This window comes from Streptomyces sp. NPDC086549 (assembly GCF_044746205.1).
In the GTDB taxonomy this organism is placed as follows: domain Bacteria; phylum Actinomycetota; class Actinomycetes; order Streptomycetales; family Streptomycetaceae; genus Streptomyces.
In genome coordinates this window covers 1,111,618-1,133,654 of record NZ_JBIVBS010000001.1, presented here as the reverse complement: position 1 = coordinate 1,133,654, position 22,037 = coordinate 1,111,618, and the positions used below count along the sequence as shown (strand labels likewise).

Below are 22,037 nucleotides of genomic sequence, written 5' to 3'. Positions count from 1 at the left end.
CACGCCCCCGAGCCCCCGCGCGTGCTGTGGCTTGCGGAGCCGGGAGCGGATCTTCGTTCGAGGCCGTTCCGCAACGCGGGGGCGCGTGGATGAACGGCGGGCAGTACGAGCACACGGTCAGGCGCCTGCTGCCCTGGTCCACCCCGGAAGGAAAGCCCTGCTACCTCGTCGGCAGCGGTACCGGCTATGTATCGCGCCTCGCCGACGAGATCGAGACCATCCAGCTCGGGATGGCCGACGAGCTGCTCGGCCACGCCGCCGAACTCCTCTCCGAGCCCCGCGCGACCAGTCATGAACTGCGCTACCTCGCCGGTCGGCTCAGGGAGTCCCTGCTGGACGTGAGACGTGTCGCCGAGAGCAGAGGCACACGGCTCGTCGAGCGGGCGGACCCCACAGCCGACACAGCCGACGAAAAATCTTGAAGATGCCGTACAACCCTTCCCCCACCTGCCGTGTCGTACTTGGCATCAGGACTTCTGGAGGGGGATCCGGGGGGATCGCGGGGGTTCTGACATGGAGGGGAAAAGCCGAGGGGGCCTGGTCGACGGACCGGGCCCCCTCGAAGCTGTTCAGGACTGGCGGCTCAGAAGAAGACCCCGCACCGCAGCAGCACGTTCGCGTACGGGCGGGCCTCCCCGGTGCGTACGACCAGACGCGCGCCCCGTGACAGCTCCTTGAGCTTCTCGTGCGAGACCAGTTCCAGGTCCGGGAAGCGGGAGTCCAGCAGCGCGGACGCCTCCGGGTTCGCGCCCCGGACCTCGTCCGCCGCCGTCGCGCCCTCCACCACCAGCTCGGCCAGCAGGCCGTCCAGGACCTCGGCGAAGGACGGCACCCCGGCGCGGAACGCCAGGTCCACCACCCGGGGGCCCGCCGGGATCGGCATGCCGGCGTCGCACACCAGCACCCCGTCCCCGTGCCCCAACTCGGCCACCGCGCCCGCGAGGTGACGGTTCAGGATTCCGGCCTTCTTCACAGCGCCTCGACCTCCTCTGCCGTCGGGAACGACTCCTGCGCGCCGGGGCGGGTGACCGCCGCCGCGCCCACCCGCGCCGCGTACGCCGCCGCGTCCGGCAGCGACGAGCCCGCGCCCAGCCGCCACGCCAGCGCCGCCGTGAACGCGTCGCCCGCGCCGGTGGTGTCCACCGCTTCCACCTGCACGGACGGCACCCGGGCCATGGACTCGGCGGTCGCCACCAGCGCGCCTTCCGAGCCGAGCGTCACCACGACCGAGCGGGGGCCGAGCGCCAGCAGCGCGGCGGCCCACTCCTCGGGCGAGCCGTCCAGCTTCCCGCCCGCGATGACCCGCGCCTCGTGCTCGTTCACGATCAGCGGGTCGCAGGCGGCGAGCACCTCGGCGGGCAGCGGCCGGGGCGGCGACGGGTTCAGTACGAAACGGGTGCCGGACGGCAGGTTCCGTACGACCTCCTCGACCGTCTCCAGCGGGATCTCCAGCTGCGCCGAGACCACGCGGGAGGCGTGCAGCAGGCCGGCCGAGGTCCGGACGTCCTCCGGAGCGAGCCGTCCGTTGGCTCCCGGCGACACCACGATGCTGTTGTCCCCGGACGGGTCCACCGTGATCAGCGCGACCCCGGTGGGGGCCCCGCCGGTGAGGATGCCGGCGGTGTCGACGCCGGCCGCCCGCAGGGAGTCGCCGAGCAACTGGCCGTGCGCGTCTTCGCCGACCCGGGCCAGCAACGCGGTACGGGCTCCCAGCCGGGCGGCGGCGACGGCCTGGTTGGCGCCCTTGCCACCCGGATGGGTGACCAGGTCGGAGCCGAGGACCGTCTCTCCGGCCGCCGGGCGGCGGTCGACGCCGATCACCAGGTCAGCGTTGGCCGACCCTACGACCAGCAGGTCGTAGCCGTGCATCGTTGTGTTTCCTTACGTCGGTTCGTCGTCCTCGTGGAGGAGGACGTCGGGCTGTCGGAGAAGGACGTCAGGAGGTGAACTCGGCGACGTTCGTCTGCGTGACGACCTTGACCGGGACCTTGACCGTGGCGTCGATCTTCTTGCCCTTGGCCGCCTTGACGGCGTTCTGAACGGCCAGCTCGCCCAGCAGCTTCGGCTGCTGCGCGACCGACGCGAACAGCGTGCCGCCCTTGACCGCCGTCAGGCCGTCCGGCGTGCCGTCGAAGCCGACGACCTTGACGGACTTGCCGGCCTTGCTGCCCAGGGCCTTGATCGCGCCGAGCGCCATCTCGTCGTTCTGGGCGAAGATACCGTTCACGTCCGGGTGGGCCTGCAGCAGGTTGGTGGTGACGTCCAGGCCCTTGGTGCGGTCGAAGTCGGCGGGCTGCGAGGCGACGACCTTGATGCCCGGGTAGGCCTTCAGGCCCTCGGTGAAGCCCTGGCCGCGCTCGTTGGCGGCCGAGGTGCCGGAGGTGCCCTGGAGGACCAGGATGGTGCCCTTGCCGCCGAGCGCTTCGGCGAGCGTCTTGGCGGCGAGCTCGCCGCCCGCGATGTTGTCCGAGGCGACGGTGGTGGCGACCTCGGCCTTGTTGACGGTGCGGTCGGCGGCGACGACCGGGATCTTCGCGTTGTTGGCGGCCTTGACGGACGGGCCGGCGGCGTCGGAGTCCACCGGGTTGATGATGATCGACTTCACGTTCTGGCTGGTGAAGTTCTCGATCTGGTTGGCCTGCTGAGAGGCGTCGTTCTGGGCGTCGGTGACCGTGAGGGAGACGCCCTCCTTCTTCGCCTCGGCCTGGGCGCCCGCCTTCAGCTGCACGAAGAAGGGGTTGTTGAGGGTGGAGACCGACAGGCCCACCTTCAGGTCGGAGGAGCCGGACGACCCGTTGTTGCACGCGGTGGCGGTGAGGGCGAGGGAGGCGATGGCGGCGACGGTGATCGAGATCTGCTTGGTACGCATGACGGTTCCTTGCGGGTGCGGGTGCGGATGCGGATGCGGATGCGGATGCGGGTTGATTCCGTGGGGGGCGGAACGGTGGAGAAACGATTCGGCTATGCGCGCCGGCGAAGCGTGTCCACGAGGACGGCGAGCGCGATGACGATGCCGATGACCACCTGCTGCCAGAAGGCGGAGACCGACAGCAGGTTGAGGCCGTTGCGGAGCACCGCGAGGATCAGCGCACCGATGAGGGTGCCCGATGCCTTGCCGACGCCACCGGAGAGGCTGGCGCCGCCGATCACCACCGCGGCGATGGCGTCGAGTTCGTATCCGTACGCCGCCTGGGGCTGCGCGGAGGCCAGCCGGGAGGCGAGGACGATTCCCGCCACGGCCGCGAAGCCGCCGGCCAGGGCGTAGATGACCAGCTTCTGGCGCTTGACGCGGATGCCGGAGAGCCGGGCGGCTTCCTCGTTGCCGCCGATCGCGTACATGGTGCGGCCGATGTACGTACGGCCCAGGATCACGGCGGTGATCAGGCCCATCACGATCATCACCAGGACCGGTACCGGCAGCCAGCCGCCGATGGTGCTGCCCAGGTTGGACACCGAGTCGGGGAAGGCGATCGGGCTGCCCTGCGAGATGACCAGGGCGAGACCGCGGCCCACCGACAGCATGGCGAGGGTCGCGATGAAGGGCGGCAGCTTGCCGAAAGAGACGAGCGCGCCGCTGACCAGGCCGCAGGCTATGCCGGTGCCGAGGGCGAGCAGGACCGAGAGCCACACCGGGAAGCCCTGGTTGGTGGCGGTCCAGGCCAGGACGGTGGCGGAGAGCGCGGCGACCGAGCCGACCGACAGGTCGATGCCGGCCGAGACGATCACGAAGGTGACGCCGAAGGCCAGGATCGCGGTGACGGCCGCCTGGACGCCGACGTTGAGGAGGTTCTGGGTGGCCAGGAAGTCGCCCGACAGGAACGACATCGCCACGGCCAGGACGACCAGGGCGGTCAGGGCGCCGTTGTCGAGGAGCATGCGGCGCAGTGCGGGGGCGGTGCCCGTGTCTGTACTGCTCTTGAGCGTGTCAGTGGCCACGGGAGACCTCCACATCCTTTACTGCGGTTGCTGCTGCGTTCGTTGTTGCTGTGTTCGCGGTGTTCGCTGTGTTCGCTGTCGCGGTGGCGCTGACGGCCAGTGCCATGACGGCGTCCTGCGTCGCTTCCTGCGCGGCGAGTTCGCCCGCGATCCGGCCCTGGGACATGACCAGGACGCGGTCGCTCATGCCCAGCACCTCGGGGAGGTCGCTGGAGATCATCAGGACGGCGTGGCCGGAGGCGGTCAGCTCGTTGATCAGCTGGTAGATCTCGACCTTGGCGCCCACGTCGATGCCGCGGGTCGGCTCGTCGAGGATCAGCACCTTGGTGTCGGCCAGCAGCCATTTGCCGATGACGACCTTCTGCTGGTTGCCGCCGGACAGGGTCCGTACGTGCTGGTGCAGTCCGGCCATACGGACCTTGAGCTGCCCGGAGATCCGGTCGGCGGCCCGCCGCTGCCCGGCCCGGTCGACGAAACCGGCGCGGGTGGCGCGGCCCAGCGTGACCAGGCCGAGGTTCTCCTGCACGGTGGCGTCGAGGACCAGGCCCTGGCCCTTGCGGTCCTCGGGGACCAGGCCGATCCCGGCGTCCATGGCGGCGTTGACGTCGTACCGGCGCAGCGGGCGGCCCTGCACCTCGATGGTGCCGGAGTCGTACGGGTCGGCGCCGAAGACGGCGCGTACGACCTCGGTACGGCCGGCGCCGACCAGGCCCGCCAGGCCGACGACCTCGCCGGCCCTGACCTCGAAGTCGATGTCGTGGAAGGTGCCGGCCCGGGTGAGGCCGCGGACCTTGAGCAGCGGTGCCCCGGCGTCCCCGCGTTCGCGCGGGTACTGCTGCTCGATGCTCCGGCCGACCATGAGCCGTACGAGCTCTTCCTCGGGGGTGCTCGCCGGGACCTGGTCGACGCTGCGGCCGTCGCGCAGGACGGTGACGCGGTCGCCGAGGGCGGCGATCTCCTCCAGATGGTGGGTGATGAAGACGATGCCGACGCCGTCGTCGCGCAGCTTCCGGACGATCCGGAACAGCTTCTCGACCTCTTCGGTGGTCAGGACGGCGGTGGGCTCGTCCATGATCAGGACGCGGGCGTCGAGGCTCAGCGCCTTGGCGATCTCGACCATCTGCAGCCGGGCGATGCCCAGTTCACGCACCTGGGTGCGCGGGTCGACATCGACACCGACGCGGGCGAGGAGCTCGGCCGCCTCGGCGTTCATCCGCTTGCGGTCGATGAGGCCGAAACGGCGCGGCTGGCGGCCCAGGAAGACGTTCTCGGCGACGCTGAGGTCGGGAACGAGGTTGAACTCCTGGTAGATGGTGGCGATACCGAGGCGCTCGGCGTCCTGCGCGCCTTGGATGCGCACCTCCTCGCCGCCGACCACGATCCGCCCGCCGTCGGGGCGGTAGGCGCCGGAGAGCATCTTGATGAGGGTGCTCTTGCCCGCGCCGTTCTCACCGAGCAGCACGTGCACCTCGCCCCGGCGCAGGTCGAAGTCGACGCCGTCCAGCGCGACCACTCCCGGGAAGGTCTTCCGTATGCCTTCGATGCGCAGCAACTCGTCCGGGTTGCTCACGACTTGCTCCTTCGTGCAGGGGACTGCGCAGCGGGGGACTGCACAGGGGCCGTCTCACCGCACGAGCGGCGTACGACGAGACGAGCAGGAAGGGTGACGGACTCGGGAGGCCGTCCCTCGATGCGGTCGATCAGGGCCCGTACGGCGGCCCGGCCCAGCTCGCCCGTCGGCTGGGCGATCGCGGTGATCGGCGGATCGGTGTGCACGAACCACCGGATGTCGTCGAACGCGGCCAGCGCGATGTCGTCCGGAACCCGCAGCCCGCGCGCGCGGATGGCGTCCAGTGCGCCCAGGGCCATCAGGTTGTCCGTGGCGAACACGACCTCGGGCGGTTCGGGCAGGTCGAGGAAGCCCTCGGTGACCTGCCGTCCGCTCTCGGCCTTGAAGTCGCCCTGCCCTATGTAGGCGTCCGGGAGCGGGATCCCGTACTCGGCCAGGGCGGCCCGGAAGGCCGCGATGCGCTCGCTGCCGGTGGTGGTGGCGGCGGGGCCCGCGATGATCGCGAGCCGCCGGTGGCCGAGTCCGTGCAGATGGGCCACGAGATCCCGCACGGCCGCCTGTCCGTCGGTCCGTACGACGGGCACGTCGACGCCCGGGATCCACCGGTCCACGAACACCATCGGCGTTCCCGCGCGCGCGGCGTCCAGCATCAGCGGGGAGCCGCCGTCGGTGGGGGAGACCAGCAGCCCGTCGATACGGCGGTCCAGCAGGGTCCTTACGTGGTGGTCCTGCAGTTCCGGTCGCTCGTCGGCGTTGCCGATGATGACGCTGTAGCCGCGGGCGCGGGCCTCCTCCTCCACGGAGCGGGCCAGCTCGGTGAAGTAGGGGTTGAGCACGTCGCTGATGACCAGGCCGAGGGTGCGGGTCTGGTCGGTGCGCAGGGAACGGGCGACGGCGTTCGGGCGGTAGCCCAGCGCCTCGACGGCGGCCAGCACGCGGGCGCGTGCCTCGGCGCTGACCGACGGGTGGTCGTTCAGGACACGCGAGACCGTGGCAACGGAGACGCCCGCCTGGGCAGCGACGTCCTTGATGCTCGCCATCGCCGTTCCACCTCCTTGTGGAATGTTCATGGAATCGATTACACCGTGGGGTGTACGGAGGATTGGAATCGATTACACGGGAGTAGGCAAGACCCCGAGACCGGATCGTGATGTCAGAGCCCGGCGGTACCGTCGGATCATGTCCAATCAGGCGGGGGCGTCCCAGGCGGCGGAGCGGCGGCTGGCCACGCTCGAAGGCGTGCTGGAACGCATCACGTACGCGAACGAGGAGAACGGCTACACGGTCGCCCGGGTCGACACCGGCAGGGGCGCCGGTGATCTCCTCACGGTCGTCGGCGCGCTGCTCGGTGCCCAGGTCGGTGAGTCGCTGCGCATGGAGGGCCGCTGGGGTTCACACCCGCAGTACGGCAAGCAGTTCACCGTCGAGAACTACACGACCGTCCTGCCGGCCACCGTCCAGGGCATCCGGCGCTACCTCGGATCCGGGCTGGTCAAGGGCATCGGACCGGTCTTCGCCGACCGCATCACCCAGCACTTCGGCCTGGATACCCTGCGGATCATCGAGGAGGAGCCCAAGCGGCTGATCGAGGTCCCCGGCCTTGGACCCAAGCGCACGAAGCGAATCGCCGACGCCTGGGAGGAGCAGAAGGCGATCAAGGAAGTGATGCTCTTCCTCCAGACGGTGGAGGTCTCCACGTCCATCGCCGTGCGCATCTACAAGAAGTACGGCGACGCCTCGATCTCGGTCGTGAAGAACCAGCCGTACCGGCTGGCCGCCGACGTCTGGGGCATCGGCTTCCTCACCGCGGACAAGATCGCCCAGTCCGTCGGCATCCCGCACGACAGCCCGGAGCGGGTCAAGGCGGGACTGCAGTACGCGCTCTCGCAGTCCGCCGACCAGGGGCACTGCTTCCTGCCCGAGGAGCGGCTCATCGCCGACGCGGTGAAACTGCTGCAGGTCGACACCGGGCTGGTCATCGAGTGCCTCGCCAAGCTGGCGGAGCCGCCCGAGGACGGGGCCGATCCCGGTGTCGTACGGGAGAAGGTCCCGGGACCGGACGGCGGCGAGCCCGTCACCGCCGTCTACCTCGTCCCCTTCCACCGCGCCGAACTCTCCCTCTCCGCCCAGCTGCTGCGCCTGCTGCGCACCGGCGAGGACCGGATGCCCGGCTTCAAGGACGTGGTGTGGGAGAAGGCACTGGGGTGGCTCCAGGGGCGTACGGGGACCGAGCTCGCCCCGGAGCAGGAGGCCGCCGTCAAGCTGGCGCTGACCGAGAAGGTCGCCGTCCTCACCGGCGGGCCCGGCTGCGGCAAGTCCTTCACGGTCCGCTCGATCGTGGAGCTGGCCCGCGCCAGGAAGGCCAGGGTGGTGCTCGCCGCGCCCACCGGCCGTGCCGCCAAGCGCCTGGCCGAGCTCACCGGGGCCGAGGCGTCCACCGTCCACCGGCTCCTGGAGCTCAGGCCGGGCGGTGACGCGGCGTACGACAAGGACCGCCCGCTTCAGGCCGACCTGGTGGTCGTGGACGAGGCCTCGATGCTGGACCTGCTGCTCGCCAACAAGCTGGTCAAGGCGGTGGCTCCGGGGGCCCATCTGCTGTTCGTGGGGGATGTGGACCAGCTGCCCAGCGTCGGCGCGGGCGAGGTGCTGAGGGACCTGCTGGCCGACGGCAGCCCGATCCCCGCGGTCCGGCTCACCCGGGTCTTCCGCCAGGCCCAGCAGTCGGGCGTGGTGACGAACGCGCACCGGATCAACGCCGGACAGCATCCGCTCACCGACGGCATGAAGGACTTCTTCCTCTTCGTCGAGGACGACACGGAGGAGGCCGGCCGGCTCACCGTGGACGTGGCGGCCCGCCGTATTCCCGCCAGATTCGGGCTCGACCCGCGCCGGGACGTGCAGGTGCTCGCGCCCATGCACCGCGGTCCCGCCGGTGCCGGGACGCTCAACGGCCTGCTCCAGCAGGCCGTCACGCCGGGCCGCCCCGACCTGCCCGAGAAGCGCTTCGGCGGCCGTGTCTTCCGTGTCGGCGACAAGGTCACCCAGATTCGCAACAATTATGAGAAGGGCAAGAACGGTGTCTTCAACGGCACCGTGGGCGTTGTCACCTCGCTCGACCCGGTCGACCAGCGCCTCACGGTGCTGACGGACGAGGACGAGGAGGTTCCGTACGAGTTCGACGAGCTGGACGAACTGGCGCACGCGTACGCGGTGACCATCCACCGCTCGCAGGGCAGTGAGTATCCGGCGGTGGTGATCCCGGTCACCACGGGCGCCTGGATGATGCTCCAGCGCAATCTGCTCTACACGGCGGTCACCCGCGCCAAGAAGCTGGTCGTCCTCGTCGGTTCACGCAAGGCGATCGGCCAGGCGGTGCGCACGGTGTCGGCGGGGCGGCGCTGTACGGCACTGGACTTCAGGCTCGGCCGGAGCGGCATCGCAAAAAATGATCGATCAAATGAGTCGTGAAGGTCACAGAGCACTTCCAGATAGGGAAACAAGGGGGCAGGATGAGCAGGTTGGCGGCACTGAGTGCCGCCGATGGGCCCAATGGTCGACCCCGAGTGCACTCTCCTGAGCCAAATGGGGGATGGTAGAGACAGTCAGGGCACCTCGAAGATGAGGCACTACGTCGGTGAGGGAAGACGTGAGCGACAACTCTGTAGTACTGCGGTACGGCGACGGCGAGTACACCTACCCGGTGATCGACAGCACCGTCGGCGACAAGGGCTTCGACATCGGGAAGCTCCGCGCCCAGACCGGTCTGGTGACTCTGGACAGCGGATACGGCAACACGGCCGCCTATAAATCCGCCGTCACCTACCTCGACGGCGAGGCGGGCATCCTCCGGTACCGCGGCTACCCGATCGAGCAGCTGGCCGAGCGCTCCACCTTCCTGGAGGTGGCCTACCTGCTGATCAACGGTGAGCTGCCGAGCGTCGACGAGCTCACCTCGTTCAAGAACGACATCACGCAGCACACCCTGCTGCACGAGGACGTCAAGAACTTCTACAAGGGCTTCCCGCGCGACGCCCACCCGATGGCGATGCTGTCGTCGGTCGTCTCGGCGCTGTCCACCTTCTACCAGGACAGCCACAACCCGTTCGACGAGAAGCAGCGCAACCTCTCCACCATCCGCCTGCTCGCCAAGCTTCCGACGATCGCGGCGTACGCGTACAAGAAGTCGATCGGTCACCCGTTCGTCTACCCGCGCAACGACCTCGGCTACGTCGAGAACTTCCTCCGCATGACCTTCTCGGTCCCGGCGCAGGACTACGAGCTGGACCCGGTCGTCGTCGCCGCGCTCGACAAGCTGCTCATCCTGCACGCCGACCACGAGCAGAACTGTTCGACGTCGACGGTCCGCCTGGTCGGCTCGTCGCAGGCGAACATGTTCGCGTCGATCTCCGCCGGCATCTCCGCCCTCTGGGGTCCGCTGCACGGCGGCGCCAACCAGTCCGTCCTGGAGATGCTGGAGGGCATCCAGGCGTCCGGCGGCGACGTCGACTCCTTCATCCGCAAGGTGAAGAACAAGGAGGACGGCGTCCGCCTGATGGGCTTCGGCCACCGGGTCTACAAGAACTTCGACCCGCGCGCCAAGATCATCAAGGCGGCGGCGCACGACGTCCTCTCCGCTCTCGGCAAGTCCGACGAGCTGCTGGACATCGCGCTGAAGCTGGAGGAGCACGCGCTCTCCGACGACTACTTCGTCTCGCGCAGCCTCTACCCGAACGTCGACTTCTACACCGGTCTGATCTACCGGGCCATGGGCTTCCCGACCGAGATGTTCACGGTCCTGTTCGCCCTCGGCCGGCTGCCGGGCTGGATCGCCCAGTGGCACGAGATGATCAAGGAGCCGGGCTCCCGCATCGGCCGCCCGCGCCAGATCTACACGGGTGTGGTGGAGCGCGACTTCGTTCCGGTCGAGGAGCGCTGAACACACTGAGTCCGAGGGCCTGCCCCGCAGGGCGGGCCCTGAATCGGTGGTGAAAAGCCAAAGCAGAAGGCGCCCTGGAGCGTCGGTCCCCCCACGGGCCGACGACCAGGGCGCCTTCCCATGTCCCGGTACGGATTCCCCCCACGGGATCCGGCCGGGCGCTCGGAGAGGACAGCGCCTGAATCGCTGTCTGAGCACAACGAGCAGAACTCGCCGTACTCCTTCGTGCTCCAGTGATGCGGTGCGATCTGCCGGGACCCGTACGGATCGGGAGGGCCGCTCAAAGCTTCCCGAAGTACGCGCCCCGGCAACGCATCTCTGAGGAAGTCCCCCAAGACATCCCCAGATGCCGGCCAACGCCCCCCAAGACGCTGTCCGACATCGCCAACTTAGACCTTCGAACCCCTTCGATGGTTACGTTCACATCACTGTGATCTGCGTCTCTTGCATATGTCCGTTAGATGCGCAAGAGCCCCGATACGACGATCGGAGCCCAAGCGTAAGGATGATGCACGAGCCTTGTGAAGAGCTTATGTGAGGCGGGCGTTGGTCTCTAGGGGGACTCTTGCTTCGACTTCGGCCTACCGTCGGTAACTTCAGCGGAACGTACGGAGTCGGAGGCTGTTCGTCACGACGAACACGGACGAAAAGGCCATTGCGGCCCCCGCGATCATCGGGTTCAGCAGTCCGGCGGCGGCCAGTGGGAGCGCTGCCACGTTGTAGCCGAAGGCCCACACGAGGTTGCCCTTGATCGTGCTCAGCGTCCTGCGGGAGAGCCGGATGGCGTCCGCGGCCACCCGCAGGTCACCGCGCACCAGCGTCAGATCGCCCGCCTCGATCGCCGCGTCGGTACCGGTGCCCATCGCCAGCCCGAGATCGGCGGTGGCGAGCGCGGCCGCGTCGTTGACGCCGTCGCCCACCATGGCGACGCTCCGCCCCTCGCCCTGCAGCCGCCGTACGACCTCGACCTTGTCCTCGGGCAGCACCTCGGCGATCACCTCGTCGATCCCCACGGCGCGCGCCACCGTCTCGGCCACCGCCCGGTTGTCCCCGGTCAGCAGCACCGGTGTGAGCCCGAGGGCGCGCAGTTCGCGTACCGCCTCGGCACTGGTCTCCTTGACCGCGTCGGCGACGGCGAGGACGCCGCGTGCCTCTCCGTCCCAGCCGGCCACGACGGCCGTACGACCGCCTCTCTCGACCTCTTCCCGGGCGCGGGCCAGCTCCTCCGGGAGCCGGTCGAAGAGGCGTCCCACGGCCACCTCGCGGCCCGCCACGCGCCCACGCACGCCCCGCCCGGGGACGTTCTCGAAGTGCTCGACGTCCGGCAGCGCGCCGGCCCGCTTCTCGGCGCCCGCCGCGACCGCCCGGGCCACCGGGTGCTCGGAGGCGTGCTCCAGGGCGCCCGCGAGTCGCAGCACCTCCTTCTCGTCGGTGCCCTCGGCGGCGTACACCTCCTGGAGGGTCATGCGTCCGGTGGTGACCGTGCCGGTCTTGTCCAGGACGACCGTGTCGACGCGGCGCGTGGACTCCAGGACCTCCGGGCCCTTGATCAGGATGCCGAGCTGGGCTCCCCGGCCCGTGCCGACCATCAGCGCGGTCGGCGTGGCCAGGCCCAGTGCGCACGGACAGGCGATGATCAGTACGGCGACGGCGGCGGTGAAGGCGGCGACGCTGTCGCCGGTGACACCGAGCCACACGCCGAACGTGCCCAGCGCGATGAGGATGACCACCGGCACGAACACCGCCGAGATCCGGTCGGCCAGCCGCTGCACCTCGGCCTTGCCGTTCTGCGCGTCCTCCACGAGCTTCGCGATCCGGGCGAGCTGGGTGTCCGCGCCGACCCGGGTCGCCTCGACGACCAGCCGGCCCCCGGCGTTCACGGTCGCGCCGGTGACGGAGGAACCCACCGCCACGTCCACCGGCACCGACTCGCCGGTGAGCATGGACGCGTCGACCGCGGAGACCCCCTCGACCACGGTGCCGTCGGTGGCGATCTTCTCGCCCGGCCGTACGACGAACCGGTCGCCGACGGCCAGGGAGGCCACCGGCACCCGCACCTCACGGCCGCCTCGGAGAACGGCGACGTCCTTGGCGCCCAGCTCCATCAGCGCCCGCAGGGCCGTCCCCGCACGCCGCTTGGCGCGGGCCTCCAGATAGCGGCCCAGCAGGATCAGGGCGACGACTCCGGCGGCGACCTCCAGGTAGATGGTGGACGCGCCGTCCATGCGCGAGACGGTGAGCCGGAACTCGTCGTGCATGCCCGGCATGCCCGCGTCGCCGAAGAACAGCGCCCACAGCGACCAGCCGAACGCGGCCAGCGTGCCGACCGAGACGAGCGTGTCCATGGTGGCGGCGCCGTGCCGGGCGTTGGTCCACGCGGCCCGGTGGAAGGGCAGGCCGCCCCAGACGACCACCGGCGCGGCGAGGGTGAGCGAGAGCCACTGCCAGTTGTCGAACTGCAGCGCCGGGATCATGGCCAGCAGGACGACCGGGACGGCGAGCGCGGCGGAGACCAGCAGGCGGTGGCGGAGGGAGGCGAGTTCGGGGTCCGCCTCGGACGCTTCCGGGCTCTCGGCCGCGGCCTCGGTCCCTGGTCGGGGCTGCGGCGGTGGGGGCTCCTCGGCCGTGTACCCCGTCTTCACCACGGTGGCGATCAGATCGGCGACCTCGACGCCCTCGGCGTACGAGACCTTCGCCTTCTCCGTCGCGTAGTTCACCGTGGCGGTGACCCCGTCCATCCGGTTGAGCTTCTTCTCGACCCGGGCGGCGCAGGAGGCGCAGGTCATCCCGCCGATGAGCAGTTCGACCTCTGAGGTCTCCTCGGAGGTCCCGGTGGCTATCGGTGTCCCGGCGGTGGTGCCGGCCGTCTCTGCGGTGACGCCGGCCGTCTCTGCGGTGGTGCTGGTCATGTCCGGACTCCAGACATCGGACCGGACCGCGCGGATCCAGTATGAGCTGGTCGGCACGGCCCGGTCGGAGGCGAAAGGTTTTGGACCCCGCTCGGCGCGTCGGCCCGGGGGTCTCAGGCCTTGCCGACGAGCTCGAAGCCGGCCTCGTCGACGGCGGCGCGGACGGCCTCCTCGTCGAGCGGGGCGGCCGAGACCACGGTGACCTCGCCGGTGGACGCGACGGCCCGCACCGAACCGACGCCCGGGATCTCGGAGATCTCACTGGAGACGGAGCCCTCGCAGTGTCCGCAGCTCATCCCGCTCACCTTGTAGACGGTGGTGACGGAGCCCGGGGATTCGGTCTGTGCGGTCATGTCGTCGCTCCTCGTTCGAGGCGTGTGGGGCCTGTGGGGCCCACGGTGGGGGCCCGCACTCTTCACACTATACCCCTAGGGGGTACCTCTCCAAGGAATGCCCCGGCGTGCCAGCGAGCCGGCCCAGCCGACGCCGAGCAGCGCGACGAGCACCAGGCCGCCGACCGAGAACAGCGTGAAGAGGTGCTCCTGTGCCTCGGTCGGCGCGGGCATGTACCCCTGGGCGAAGATCTGCCGGTCCAGTCCCGCTCCGACCAGATGCGCCACGAGCCAGATCGCGATGCCGTGCGTGGAGTCCCACAGTGCGTGCAGCAGGGCGACGCCCGCGTACGTGGCGACGACCGGTGAGAGGAGCCGGAAGCGGCCGTCCGGGCGGCGGTGGGAGAGCAGGACGCCGCCCGCGATCGCCGTCCACAGGCCGTGCCCGAAGGGCGTCAGTACCCCGCGCAGGATCTCCGTCTCGACCAGTGCCCGCAGGTCGATGCCGCCGGTCGAGACGGCGGCGTCGAAGGCGTAGCCGCAGCTCTCCAGGGCCGCGAACCCGAGGCCGACGGCCGCGCCGAGCACCAGCCCGGCCCGTGTGCCGCGGATCGCGGGCTGCCGGCGCAGCGCGAACATCAGCGCGCCGAGCTTCGCCGCCTCCTCGATCAGCCCGAGGCCGGCGAACATCGAGAGGGACGGGTGGAGCAGGTAGTCCTCCATCACCGACGCGCCGAGCGCGCCGAGCGCGCCGCCGGTCAGGAAGCAGCCGAGGACCGCGCTGACGCCCAGGTCGCGGCCGTGCCGCTCGTAGGCCCACAGGACGAACGTGACGGGGACGAGGAAGCCGCCGAGCAGGATCAGGGTCGGTAGGAGCGCGCTGTTCTCCGTCGTGTACGTCACCAGCGCGGTCACCGCCCACAGGGCGAGCCCGCCGCCCAGGCAGCGCCGCCACAGGCCCGCGCGGATACGGGGGTAGGGCGGCGGGGGCTGCTTCGGGCCGGGGATGCGGGCCCGGGGCGCGCCGGGCGGTGGAGAGTGGGTCACGGAACGTCCCCTCGTGCTCCTGCGGACTGGGCGGTTCGACGGCACCTGCGTATGCAACCGCACCATATGCAGATGTGCCTTTTGTCGCAGTCCGAGGAGTGCCCGGTCTCCCGGTCCAGGGCGGGCCCTATGTCGCCGTCCGCCGACGGCTGCTGACGCCGAGTCGGCCGCCGACCAGGGGCTCCAGGTAGCGGATGAGGATGTTCTTCACCTCCTGGATGTACGCCTCGCGCTCCGCGCCCTCGTGGGTGAGGACCAGCTCCAGGCCCGCCTTGTAGACGCCCAGGCACACCTGCGCCGTGCGCGTGACGTCGGCCGGGGGTGAGTCGGGGAGGAACGAGGAGAGCAGCTCCTCGACGCGGGCGAGCAGGGTGGAGTGCAGCGCCTCGTGCTCCTCGGCGATCCGTCCGGGGATGTCGGGGCCGTGCATCAGCGCGAAGAACACGGGGTGCTCGGTGTTGAAGGCGATGAAGCGGTCGACGGCCGCGGAGACGGCCTCGTCCAGCGGTGTGGCGGGGTCGACCGGCGCCAGCGCCTCGCCGTAGGTCTCCCGCATCTCGTGCATGAGCCGGTCGCCCAGCTCGATCGCGATCGCTTCCTTGTTCGGGAAGAACTGGTAGAGCGTGCCCGGTGAGACGCCCGCCTCGCGGGCGATGGCGTTGGTGCTGGCCGCCGTGTAGCCGGTCGTGCAGAAGACGGAGGCCGCGGCCGCCAGCAGCTGGGCGATGCGCCGCTCACCGCGGGCCTGGCGGCGGCGCGGCTGTTCCTTCCCGGGTGTTTCGGGCACGAGTCATCCCCAGCTTTCCGAGGGCGATTGACAAACGCGAGTGGCCGCTCGCATTCTGGAGAAACGCGAGCGATCTCTCGTGTTTGTCAGTCTATGGCAATGGCTGATCCATGCTGCCTGCCTGCGTACAGCACGGGTCAGGGTGAAGGGGACACCGCACGATGACCGAAGTCAACAGGCCACCCCGCGTCGGAGCGTGGACCCGCTTCGTGACTGCCCGGCCGCGACTGTCGCTGCTCGCGGCCCTGGTACTCACCGTGCTCGCGGTGCTGGCCGGCAGCGGCGTCGCCGACCGCCTGGGCAGCGGCGGCTGGGAGGACCCGGCCGCCGACTCCACGTACGCGACCAAGGCGCTGGAGCGCGAGTTCCCCGCCTCCCAGCCCAACCTCCTGCTCCTCGTCGACTCCGGCCGGGCCTCGGTCGACGACCCGGCGGTCGCCGCCGAGGCCCGGAGCCTCGCCGCGCGCCTGTCCGGCGAGAAGGGCGTCGTGGGCGTCGGCTCCTACTGGCAGGCCGATGCCTCGGCGGCTCCCGCCCTGCGCGCGAAGGACGGCCACGAGGCGCTGATCGCCGCCCGCATCACGGGCGACGAGAAGACGATGGGGGACACCCTGGACCGCATAGCACCCCACTACCGCGGGGCGCACGGTCCGGTGAAGGTGAAGGTCGGAGGCATCGTCGCCGTGCGGCACGAGATGCAGACGATCATCAAGGAGGACCTGGCCAGGGCCGAGCTGATCGCCCTTCCGGTGACACTCCTGCTCCTGGTGATGGTCTTCGGCAGCGCCGTCGCGGCCCTGCTGCCGCTCGGCATCGGCATCGTGGCCATCCTCGGCACCAACGCCGTGCTGCGCGGCCTGACGGAGTTCACCGACGTCTCCGTCTTCGCGCTGAACCTCACCACGGCCCTGGGACTGGGCCTCGCCATCGACTACGCCCTGTTCATCGTCCGCCGCTTCCGCGAGGAACTGTCCACGGGCGCGGAACCTCTGACGGCCGTCGGCACCACGCTGCGCACGGCCGGCCGCACGGTGCTCTTCTCCGCCCTCACGGTCGCCGTGTCCCTGGCGGCGATGCTGCTCTTCCCGCAGTACTTCCTGCGCTCCTTCGCCTACGCGGGCATAGCCGTCGTGCTGCTGGCCGCCGCGGCCGCCCTGATCCTGCTCCCCGCGGCGCTGGTCCTGCTCGGCCACCGGGTGAACTCCCTGGACATGCGCCGCCTCTTCCGCCGCGGCGGCGAGCCGAAGACCTCCGGCGAGGAAGGCACGGCCTGGGCGCGCACCGCGACCCTCGTCATGCGCCGCGCCCCCTTCTTCGCCATCGGCACCACGGCACTCCTGATCGTCCTCGGACTGCCCTTCCTGGGCGTGAAGTTCGGCACGGCGGACGACCGCCAGCTGCCGTCCGGCGCCGAGTCCCACGTCGTGCAGCAGCACATCCGGGACGGCTTCCCGGGCAACCCCGGCGGCGGACTCGAAGTCCTGGCCGAGGGGAAGGCGACCCAGGCGCAGTACGCCGCCTACCGGCAGCGGCTGGCCGCCCTGCCCGAGGTGACGCGGGTCGACGGCCCGCTGGTGAAGGGCGACTCGGCGTATTTCACGGTGCTGCCGAAGGGCGAGGCCGTCGACGACGGGGCCCAGCGCCTGGTGGGCGACCTGCGCGCCATGGACACCCCGTTCCGGACCAAGGTCACCGGCACGGCGGCGGTTCTGGTCGACTCCAAGCACGCGATAGCCGAACAGCTGCCGTGGGCGGCCGCGTTCATCGTGATCGTCACCCTGCTCCTGGTCTTCCTGCTCACCGGCAGCGTGCTGATACCGGTCCAGGCCGTGGTGCTCAACGCGCTCAGCCTGACCGCGATGTTCGGCGCGGTGGTCTGGGTCTTCCAGGACGGCCACCTCTCCGGCCCGCTCGGCTTCAGCAGCCCCGGCTCCATCGAGACGACCCTGCCGGTCCTGATGTTCTGTGTGGCCTTCGGCCTCTCCATGGACTACGGCGTGTTCCTGCTCTCCCGCATCAAGGAGGAGTACGACCGCACCGGCGACCACAACGAGGCGGTGCGCCACGGGCTGCAGCGCACGGGCGGGCTGATCACCGCGGCGGCGGTCATCCTGGCCGTGGTCATGGTCGCGATAGGCACCTCACGGGTGACCAACACCAAGATGCTCGGCCTGGGCATCGCGCTCGCCGTCCTGATGGACGCGATGGTCGTGCGCAGCCTGCTGGTCCCGGCGATCATGCGCCTCACCGGCCGCGCCACTTGGTGGGCACCGGCTCCCCTGCGCCGCTTCCACGAGCGGTTCGGACTGAGCGAGGGAGAGTCGGCCGCGCCCGCCGAGCAGGACGAGGAGAAGGAGACCGCGACGGTGTGAACGGCGGGGCTGTTCTGGGAAGCTGTGGCACATGAGAGCCGTGGTGTTCGAGCAGTACGGGGAGCCGGCCGAGGTACGGGAGGTGGCGGACCCGGAACCGGCGGAGCACGGGGTCGTGGTGCGCGTCGAGGCGACCGGCCTGTGCCGCAGCGACTGGCACGGTTGGATGGGCCACGACCCGGACATCACCCTGCCGCATGTGCCCGGTCACGAACTCGCCGGTGTCGTCGAGGCGGTCGGCTCCCGGGTGACCGGTTGGCGTTCCGGCGACCGGGTCACCGTGCCCTTCGTCTGCGCCTGCGGCAGCTGCCCCTCCTGCGCGGCGGGCGACCAGCAGGTGTGCGAGCGGCAGACCCAGCCGGGCTTTCACCACTGGGGCTCCTTCGCCCAGTACGTGGCGCTCGACCACGCGGACGTGAACCTCGTCGCGATCCCCGACGGGATGTCCTTCGCCACCGCGGCCGGCCTCGGCTGCCGCTTCGCGACCGCCTTCCGCGCCGTGGTGCAGCAGGGCCGGGTGGCGGCGGGGGAGTGGGTCGCGGTGCACGGATGCGGTGGCGTGGGCCTGTCGGCGGTGATGATCGCGGCGGCGTCGGGAGCGCGGGTGGTCGCCGTCGACGTATCTCCTCAAGCCCTGGACCTGGCCCGGAAGTTCGGCGCGGCGGAGTGCGTGGACGCGACACGTGCACGCGACACGGCGGCGGCGGTCCTCGACCTGACCGGGGGCGGCGCCCACCTCTCCCTCGACGCCCTGGGCTCCCCGGTCACCTGCGCCGCCTCGGTGAACGGGCTGCGCCGCCGCGGCCGCCACGTCCAGGTCGGTCTCCTGCCCTCCGCGGACGGCACCACCCCGGTCCCCATGGCCCGCGCGATCGCCCTGGAACTCGAACTCCTCGGCAGCCACGGCATGGCAGCGCACACCTACCCGGCGATGCTGGAACTGGTCCGCGCGGGCGTCCTGCGCCCCGACCTGCTCGTGACCTCGACGATCCCGCTGGACGCGGCCCCGGCCGCACTCGCGGCGATGGGCACGGCACCCGGCGCGGGCGTCACGGTCGTCGAACCGTGGAGCTGAGCCGGTCGAGGCACCCGCCGGTTCAGGGCTCTCTGCGGCCGCGGTTGCCGGGCCGGGACGCGACCCACGCGCGGACCGTGTCGGCGTACCAGTAGGGCTTGCCGCCCTCCACATGGTCGGGCGGGGGCAGCAACCCGTGCTTGCGGTAGGAACGCACGGTGTCGGGCTGGACCCGGATGTGTGCCGCGATCTCCTTGTAGGACCAGAGCCTTCGGTCGGTCATGAGTCACACCTTCCTGCGCGCGCCGCGGGGCGACCGGGGACGGCCGTCGGGGGAGCCGGGCGCTGCGCCGGCGATCACCAAGCCTGTTCCCGGTGAACGACACAGAGTGAGCACCGGCAAGCACCTGTCGACCGGGTGTGACCTACGGTCCGCGTATACGGAACATGTGTGACGAGGGAGGGGCTTTTGTGACAGAGGTGAATCAAAGACGTACGCCGACGCGTCGGCGAGGCGTGTTGACTCAGGCGCTGAGGGCGTTCTCGCCGACGAGCTCCTCCAGTTCGCGGGCGGACTCCGGGGCAAGGCGGTAGATGCCGTGCAGGCTTACGGCGCTGTGCAGTTCGCCGTCCACGACATGCTTGATCTGCCGCTCGCCCCGTCGCGACCGGTAGGTGATCCGGGCGAGCAGGTCCGGGGGCACCGGACGGTCGAAGCCGAGCGGCGCGCCCGGCCGGCCGAGGACGATCTCGCCGGCGCAGCTGACCTCCAGGAGTGCCCAGTGGGCCAGCCGCTCCCGCTCCGGGGTCCCGAGCCGCTCCTCGATCGTGTCGTCGTAGTCCAGGATCTGTTCGACTTCCATGGACCCGAGCACCCAGAGCCGCTTGCGGAACACCCTTACGGGCAGGATCCGGTCGCCCGGCTTCACCCCGGCACGTGTGAAGGCGGGCATCGACTGGTGCGGGCCGCCGAACAGCACGCTCAGGCGATCGCCCGTACGGGCTCGGGAGACGAGCGCCTTGCAGAGGTCGTTGGTCCACAGGGTGGTGTACACGTCAGCCATGGGCGCGAACGCTATCCGCCGCCACCGACAATGCCTCCGGGCCGGGCGGCCAGGGGCCCGGCACCCCCGCGGAGCTACGCCCCGCAGGACCTCAGGAACGCCCGGGTCCGCCGGGCGATCGGCAGCGGCTTGTCCGGCTCGCAGGGGTACATGTCCTGCTCGACGATCGCGAAGAGGTCGACGTCCAGCTTCTGCGCGGCCTCCAGGACCGGGCCGAGCGCGGGCACCCCGGACGGCGGCTCGCACATGACGCCCCGCGCGACCGCGGGCCCGAAGGGGACCTCGTTCGCCCGCACCTCGGCGAGGATCCCGGGGTCGACCTGTTTGAGGTGCAGATAGCCGATCCGCTCGCCGTAGGTCTCGATCAGCTTGACGCTGTCCCCGCCGCAGTACGCGTAGTGCCCGGTGTCCAGGCACAGCGACACCAGGTCGGAGTCGGTGCCGTCCAGGAAGCGGACGACGTTCTCCTCGCTGTCGATGTGGGTGTCCGCGTGCGGGTGGACGACGATCCGCAGGCCGTACCGCTCCCGTACCTCCCGGCCGAGGCGCTCGGTCAGTGAGGTGAGATTCCGCCACTGCTCGGGCGTGAGCGTGTCCGGCTCCAGCACCTCGCCGGTCTTGTCGTCCCGCCAGAAGGACGGGATGACGACGAGGTGCTTCGCGCCCATCGCCTGGGCGAGCACCGCGTTGTCCGCGACGTGCGCCCAGGTCCTGTCCCACACGTCCGGGCCGTGGTGCAGGCCGGTGAAGACCGTGCCGGCCGACACCTTCAGGCCACGGCGTGCCGTCTCCTCGGTGAGGACGGCCGGGTCGGTCGGCAGGTACCCGTACGGACCCAGCTCGATCCACTCGTAGCCGGACTGCGCGACCTCGTCGAGGAAGCGCTGCCACGGCACCTGCTGGGGGTCGTCCGGGAACCAGACACCCCAGGAGTCGGGGGCCGATCCGATCCGGATGCGGGACAGTGGGGACTGAGGTGACAACGACGTCATGGCCGTCAGCGTGCGGGTCCCGGGAAGGGGTGTCAAGGTCTGGTCCGAATGTCTGGACAAAACATTGACAGGGCTCCGGGTACGGGACTACAAACCGGGGGAGAGCCGTGACGAAGGGAAGCCGATGGCGTACGACCTGATCACCATGGGGCGGATCGGAGTGGACCTCTATCCGCTGCAGACGGGTGTTCCACTCGCCCAGGTGTCGTCCTTCGGCAAGTTCCTCGGCGGGTCGGCCACCAACGTCGCCGTCGCCGCCGCCCGCCTGGGCCGCAGCACGGCGGTCATCACCCGCACCGGCGACGACGCCTTCGGCGCCTACCTGCACGAGGCCCTGCGCGGCTTCGGGGTCGACGACCGCTGGGTCACCCCGGTCCCCGGACTGCCCACGCCGGTCACCTTCTGCGAGATCTTCCCGCCGGACGACTTCCCGCTGTACTTCTACCGGCAGCCCAAGGCGCCCGACCTGGAGATCGACGCCCACGACCTGGACCTCGACGCCATCCGTGACGCGCGCGTCTTCTGGGTCACCGGCACGGGCCTGAGCGAGGAGCCCAGCCGCACGGCGACCCTCGCCGCCCTCGCCCACCGCGCCAAGTCCGGTACGACGGTCTTCGACCTCGACTGGCGCCCGATGTTCTGGGCGGACCCCGACAGCGCCCGCCCCTTCTACGCCGAGGCCCTGCGCCACACCACGGTCGCCGTCGGCAACCTCGACGAGGTGGAGGTCGCCACCGGGATGCGTGAACCGCACGCCGCGGCCCGCGCGCTGCTCGACGCCGGGGTCGAACTCGCCGTCGTCAAGCAGGGCCCCAAGGGCGTCCTCGCGGTCAACCGGGACGGTGACTCGGCCGAGGTCCCACCACTGCCCGTGAACGTCCTCAACGGCCTCGGCGCCGGTGACGCCTTCGGCGGCTCGCTCTGCCACGGCCTGCTGGCCGGCTGGGACCTGGAGACGATCATGCGGCACGCCAACGCGGCCGGCGCGATCGTCGCCTCCCGCCTGGAGTGCTCCTCCGCGATGCCCACCCCGGACGAGGTGGCCGCCGCGCTCGACGCCGGAGCGGTGCTGTGAGG

17 protein-coding genes and 1 pseudogene are annotated in these 22,037 nt (G+C 70.6%); 6 read left to right on the top strand and 12 right to left on the bottom strand.

Going from position 1 to position 22,037, the window contains the following annotated elements:
- Nucleotides 1-89 precede the first annotated feature (89 nt).
- A complete protein-coding gene (locus ACIPSA_RS05175) occupies nt 90-422 on the top strand; it encodes a hypothetical protein (RefSeq protein WP_402628810.1) in 333 nt (110 codons plus the stop codon).
- A 161-nt stretch (nt 423-583) separates the two neighbouring features.
- Here the strand turns inward: ACIPSA_RS05175 and rbsD are convergent, their stop codons facing one another.
- The 5 genes and pseudogenes from rbsD to ACIPSA_RS05150 form a co-directional block, all read right to left on the bottom strand.
- The gene (gene rbsD / locus ACIPSA_RS05170; RefSeq protein WP_402628808.1) at nt 584-973 is read right to left on the bottom strand and encodes a D-ribose pyranase; all 390 of its coding nucleotides are present in this window, start codon (nt 971-973) and stop codon (nt 584-586) included.
- On the bottom strand, nt 970-1,869 hold the full coding sequence (locus ACIPSA_RS05165) for a ribokinase (RefSeq protein ID WP_402628806.1): 900 nt from the start codon (nt 1,867-1,869) through the stop codon (nt 970-972). The genes rbsD and ACIPSA_RS05165 overlap by 4 nt, the downstream gene beginning before the upstream one ends.
- 67 nt (nt 1,870-1,936) lie before the next feature.
- Nucleotides 1,937-3,936, bottom strand: a pseudogene (locus tag ACIPSA_RS05160) (substrate-binding domain-containing protein).
- The gene (locus tag ACIPSA_RS05155) at nt 3,926-5,506 is read right to left on the bottom strand and encodes a sugar ABC transporter ATP-binding protein (RefSeq protein WP_402628804.1); all 1,581 of its coding nucleotides are present in this window, start codon (nt 5,504-5,506) and stop codon (nt 3,926-3,928) included. Before ACIPSA_RS05155 ends, ACIPSA_RS05160 begins: the two are co-directional and overlap by 11 nt.
- Nucleotides 5,503-6,546 (bottom strand): LacI family DNA-binding transcriptional regulator, encoded by a 1,044-nt coding sequence (locus ACIPSA_RS05150; RefSeq protein ID WP_402628802.1) that lies wholly within the window; start codon nt 6,544-6,546, stop codon nt 5,503-5,505. The genes ACIPSA_RS05155 and ACIPSA_RS05150 overlap by 4 nt, the downstream gene beginning before the upstream one ends.
- Before the next feature lie 139 nt (nt 6,547-6,685).
- Between ACIPSA_RS05150 and ACIPSA_RS05145 the strand changes: the two genes are divergently transcribed.
- Together ACIPSA_RS05145 and ACIPSA_RS05140 are read left to right on the top strand one after the other, a co-directional pair.
- Nucleotides 6,686-8,974, top strand: coding sequence for an ATP-dependent RecD-like DNA helicase (locus ACIPSA_RS05145; RefSeq protein ID WP_402628800.1), 2,289 nt, complete (start codon nt 6,686-6,688; stop codon nt 8,972-8,974).
- A 178-nt stretch (nt 8,975-9,152) separates the two neighbouring features.
- Nucleotides 9,153-10,442 (top strand): citrate synthase, encoded by a 1,290-nt coding sequence (locus ACIPSA_RS05140; protein WP_402628798.1) that lies wholly within the window; start codon nt 9,153-9,155, stop codon nt 10,440-10,442.
- A 596-nt stretch (nt 10,443-11,038) separates the two neighbouring features.
- Here ACIPSA_RS05140 and ACIPSA_RS05135 read toward each other — a convergent pair.
- The 4 genes from ACIPSA_RS05135 to ACIPSA_RS05120 form a co-directional block, all read right to left on the bottom strand.
- The gene (locus tag ACIPSA_RS05135; RefSeq protein WP_402628796.1) at nt 11,039-13,351 is read right to left on the bottom strand and encodes a heavy metal translocating P-type ATPase; all 2,313 of its coding nucleotides are present in this window, start codon (nt 13,349-13,351) and stop codon (nt 11,039-11,041) included.
- 113 nt (nt 13,352-13,464) lie between these two features.
- Nucleotides 13,465-13,704, bottom strand: coding sequence for a heavy-metal-associated domain-containing protein (locus ACIPSA_RS05130; RefSeq protein ID WP_402628794.1), 240 nt, complete (start codon nt 13,702-13,704; stop codon nt 13,465-13,467).
- A 75-nt stretch (nt 13,705-13,779) separates the two neighbouring features.
- Nucleotides 13,780-14,730: a PrsW family intramembrane metalloprotease gene (locus tag ACIPSA_RS05125; protein WP_402628793.1), complete on the bottom strand. Its 951-nt coding sequence runs from the start codon at nt 14,728-14,730 to the stop codon at nt 13,780-13,782.
- A gap of 127 nt (nt 14,731-14,857) precedes the next feature.
- The gene (locus tag ACIPSA_RS05120; protein WP_402628791.1) at nt 14,858-15,517 is read right to left on the bottom strand and encodes a TetR family transcriptional regulator; all 660 of its coding nucleotides are present in this window, start codon (nt 15,515-15,517) and stop codon (nt 14,858-14,860) included.
- Nucleotides 15,518-15,678: 161 nt separating this feature from the next.
- Here ACIPSA_RS05120 and ACIPSA_RS05115 point away from each other — a divergent pair, with 161 nt between their 5' ends.
- Nucleotides 15,679-17,889 (top strand): MMPL family transporter, encoded by a 2,211-nt coding sequence (locus ACIPSA_RS05115; RefSeq protein WP_402628789.1) that lies wholly within the window; start codon nt 15,679-15,681, stop codon nt 17,887-17,889.
- 31 nt (nt 17,890-17,920) lie between these two features.
- Nucleotides 17,921-18,964: a zinc-dependent alcohol dehydrogenase family protein gene (locus tag ACIPSA_RS05110; RefSeq protein ID WP_402628787.1), complete on the top strand. Its 1,044-nt coding sequence runs from the start codon at nt 17,921-17,923 to the stop codon at nt 18,962-18,964.
- A 22-nt stretch (nt 18,965-18,986) separates the two neighbouring features.
- Here ACIPSA_RS05110 and ACIPSA_RS05105 read toward each other — a convergent pair whose 3' ends face one another.
- The 3 genes from ACIPSA_RS05105 to ACIPSA_RS05095 all read right to left on the bottom strand — a co-directional run bounded on the left by ACIPSA_RS05105 (nt 18,987) and on the right by ACIPSA_RS05095 (nt 20,960).
- Entirely contained in the window at nt 18,987-19,187 is a 201-nt protein-coding gene (locus ACIPSA_RS05105) for a helix-turn-helix transcriptional regulator (protein WP_402628785.1), read from the bottom strand.
- 241 nt (nt 19,188-19,428) lie between these two features.
- Nucleotides 19,429-19,968 carry a hypothetical protein gene (locus ACIPSA_RS05100; protein ID WP_402628783.1) on the bottom strand — a complete coding sequence of 180 codons (540 nt, stop codon included), beginning with the start codon at nt 19,966-19,968 and terminating at the stop codon, nt 19,429-19,431.
- Nucleotides 19,969-20,042: 74 nt separating this feature from the next.
- Nucleotides 20,043-20,960: a sugar phosphate isomerase/epimerase family protein gene (locus tag ACIPSA_RS05095; RefSeq protein ID WP_402628782.1), complete on the bottom strand. Its 918-nt coding sequence runs from the start codon at nt 20,958-20,960 to the stop codon at nt 20,043-20,045.
- A gap of 124 nt (nt 20,961-21,084) precedes the next feature.
- Here ACIPSA_RS05095 and iolC point away from each other — a divergent pair, with 124 nt between their 5' ends.
- Nucleotides 21,085-22,035, top strand: coding sequence for a 5-dehydro-2-deoxygluconokinase (gene iolC, locus ACIPSA_RS05090; protein WP_402628780.1), 951 nt, complete (start codon nt 21,085-21,087; stop codon nt 22,033-22,035).
- The last annotated feature ends 2 nt before the right edge of the window (nt 22,036-22,037 follow it).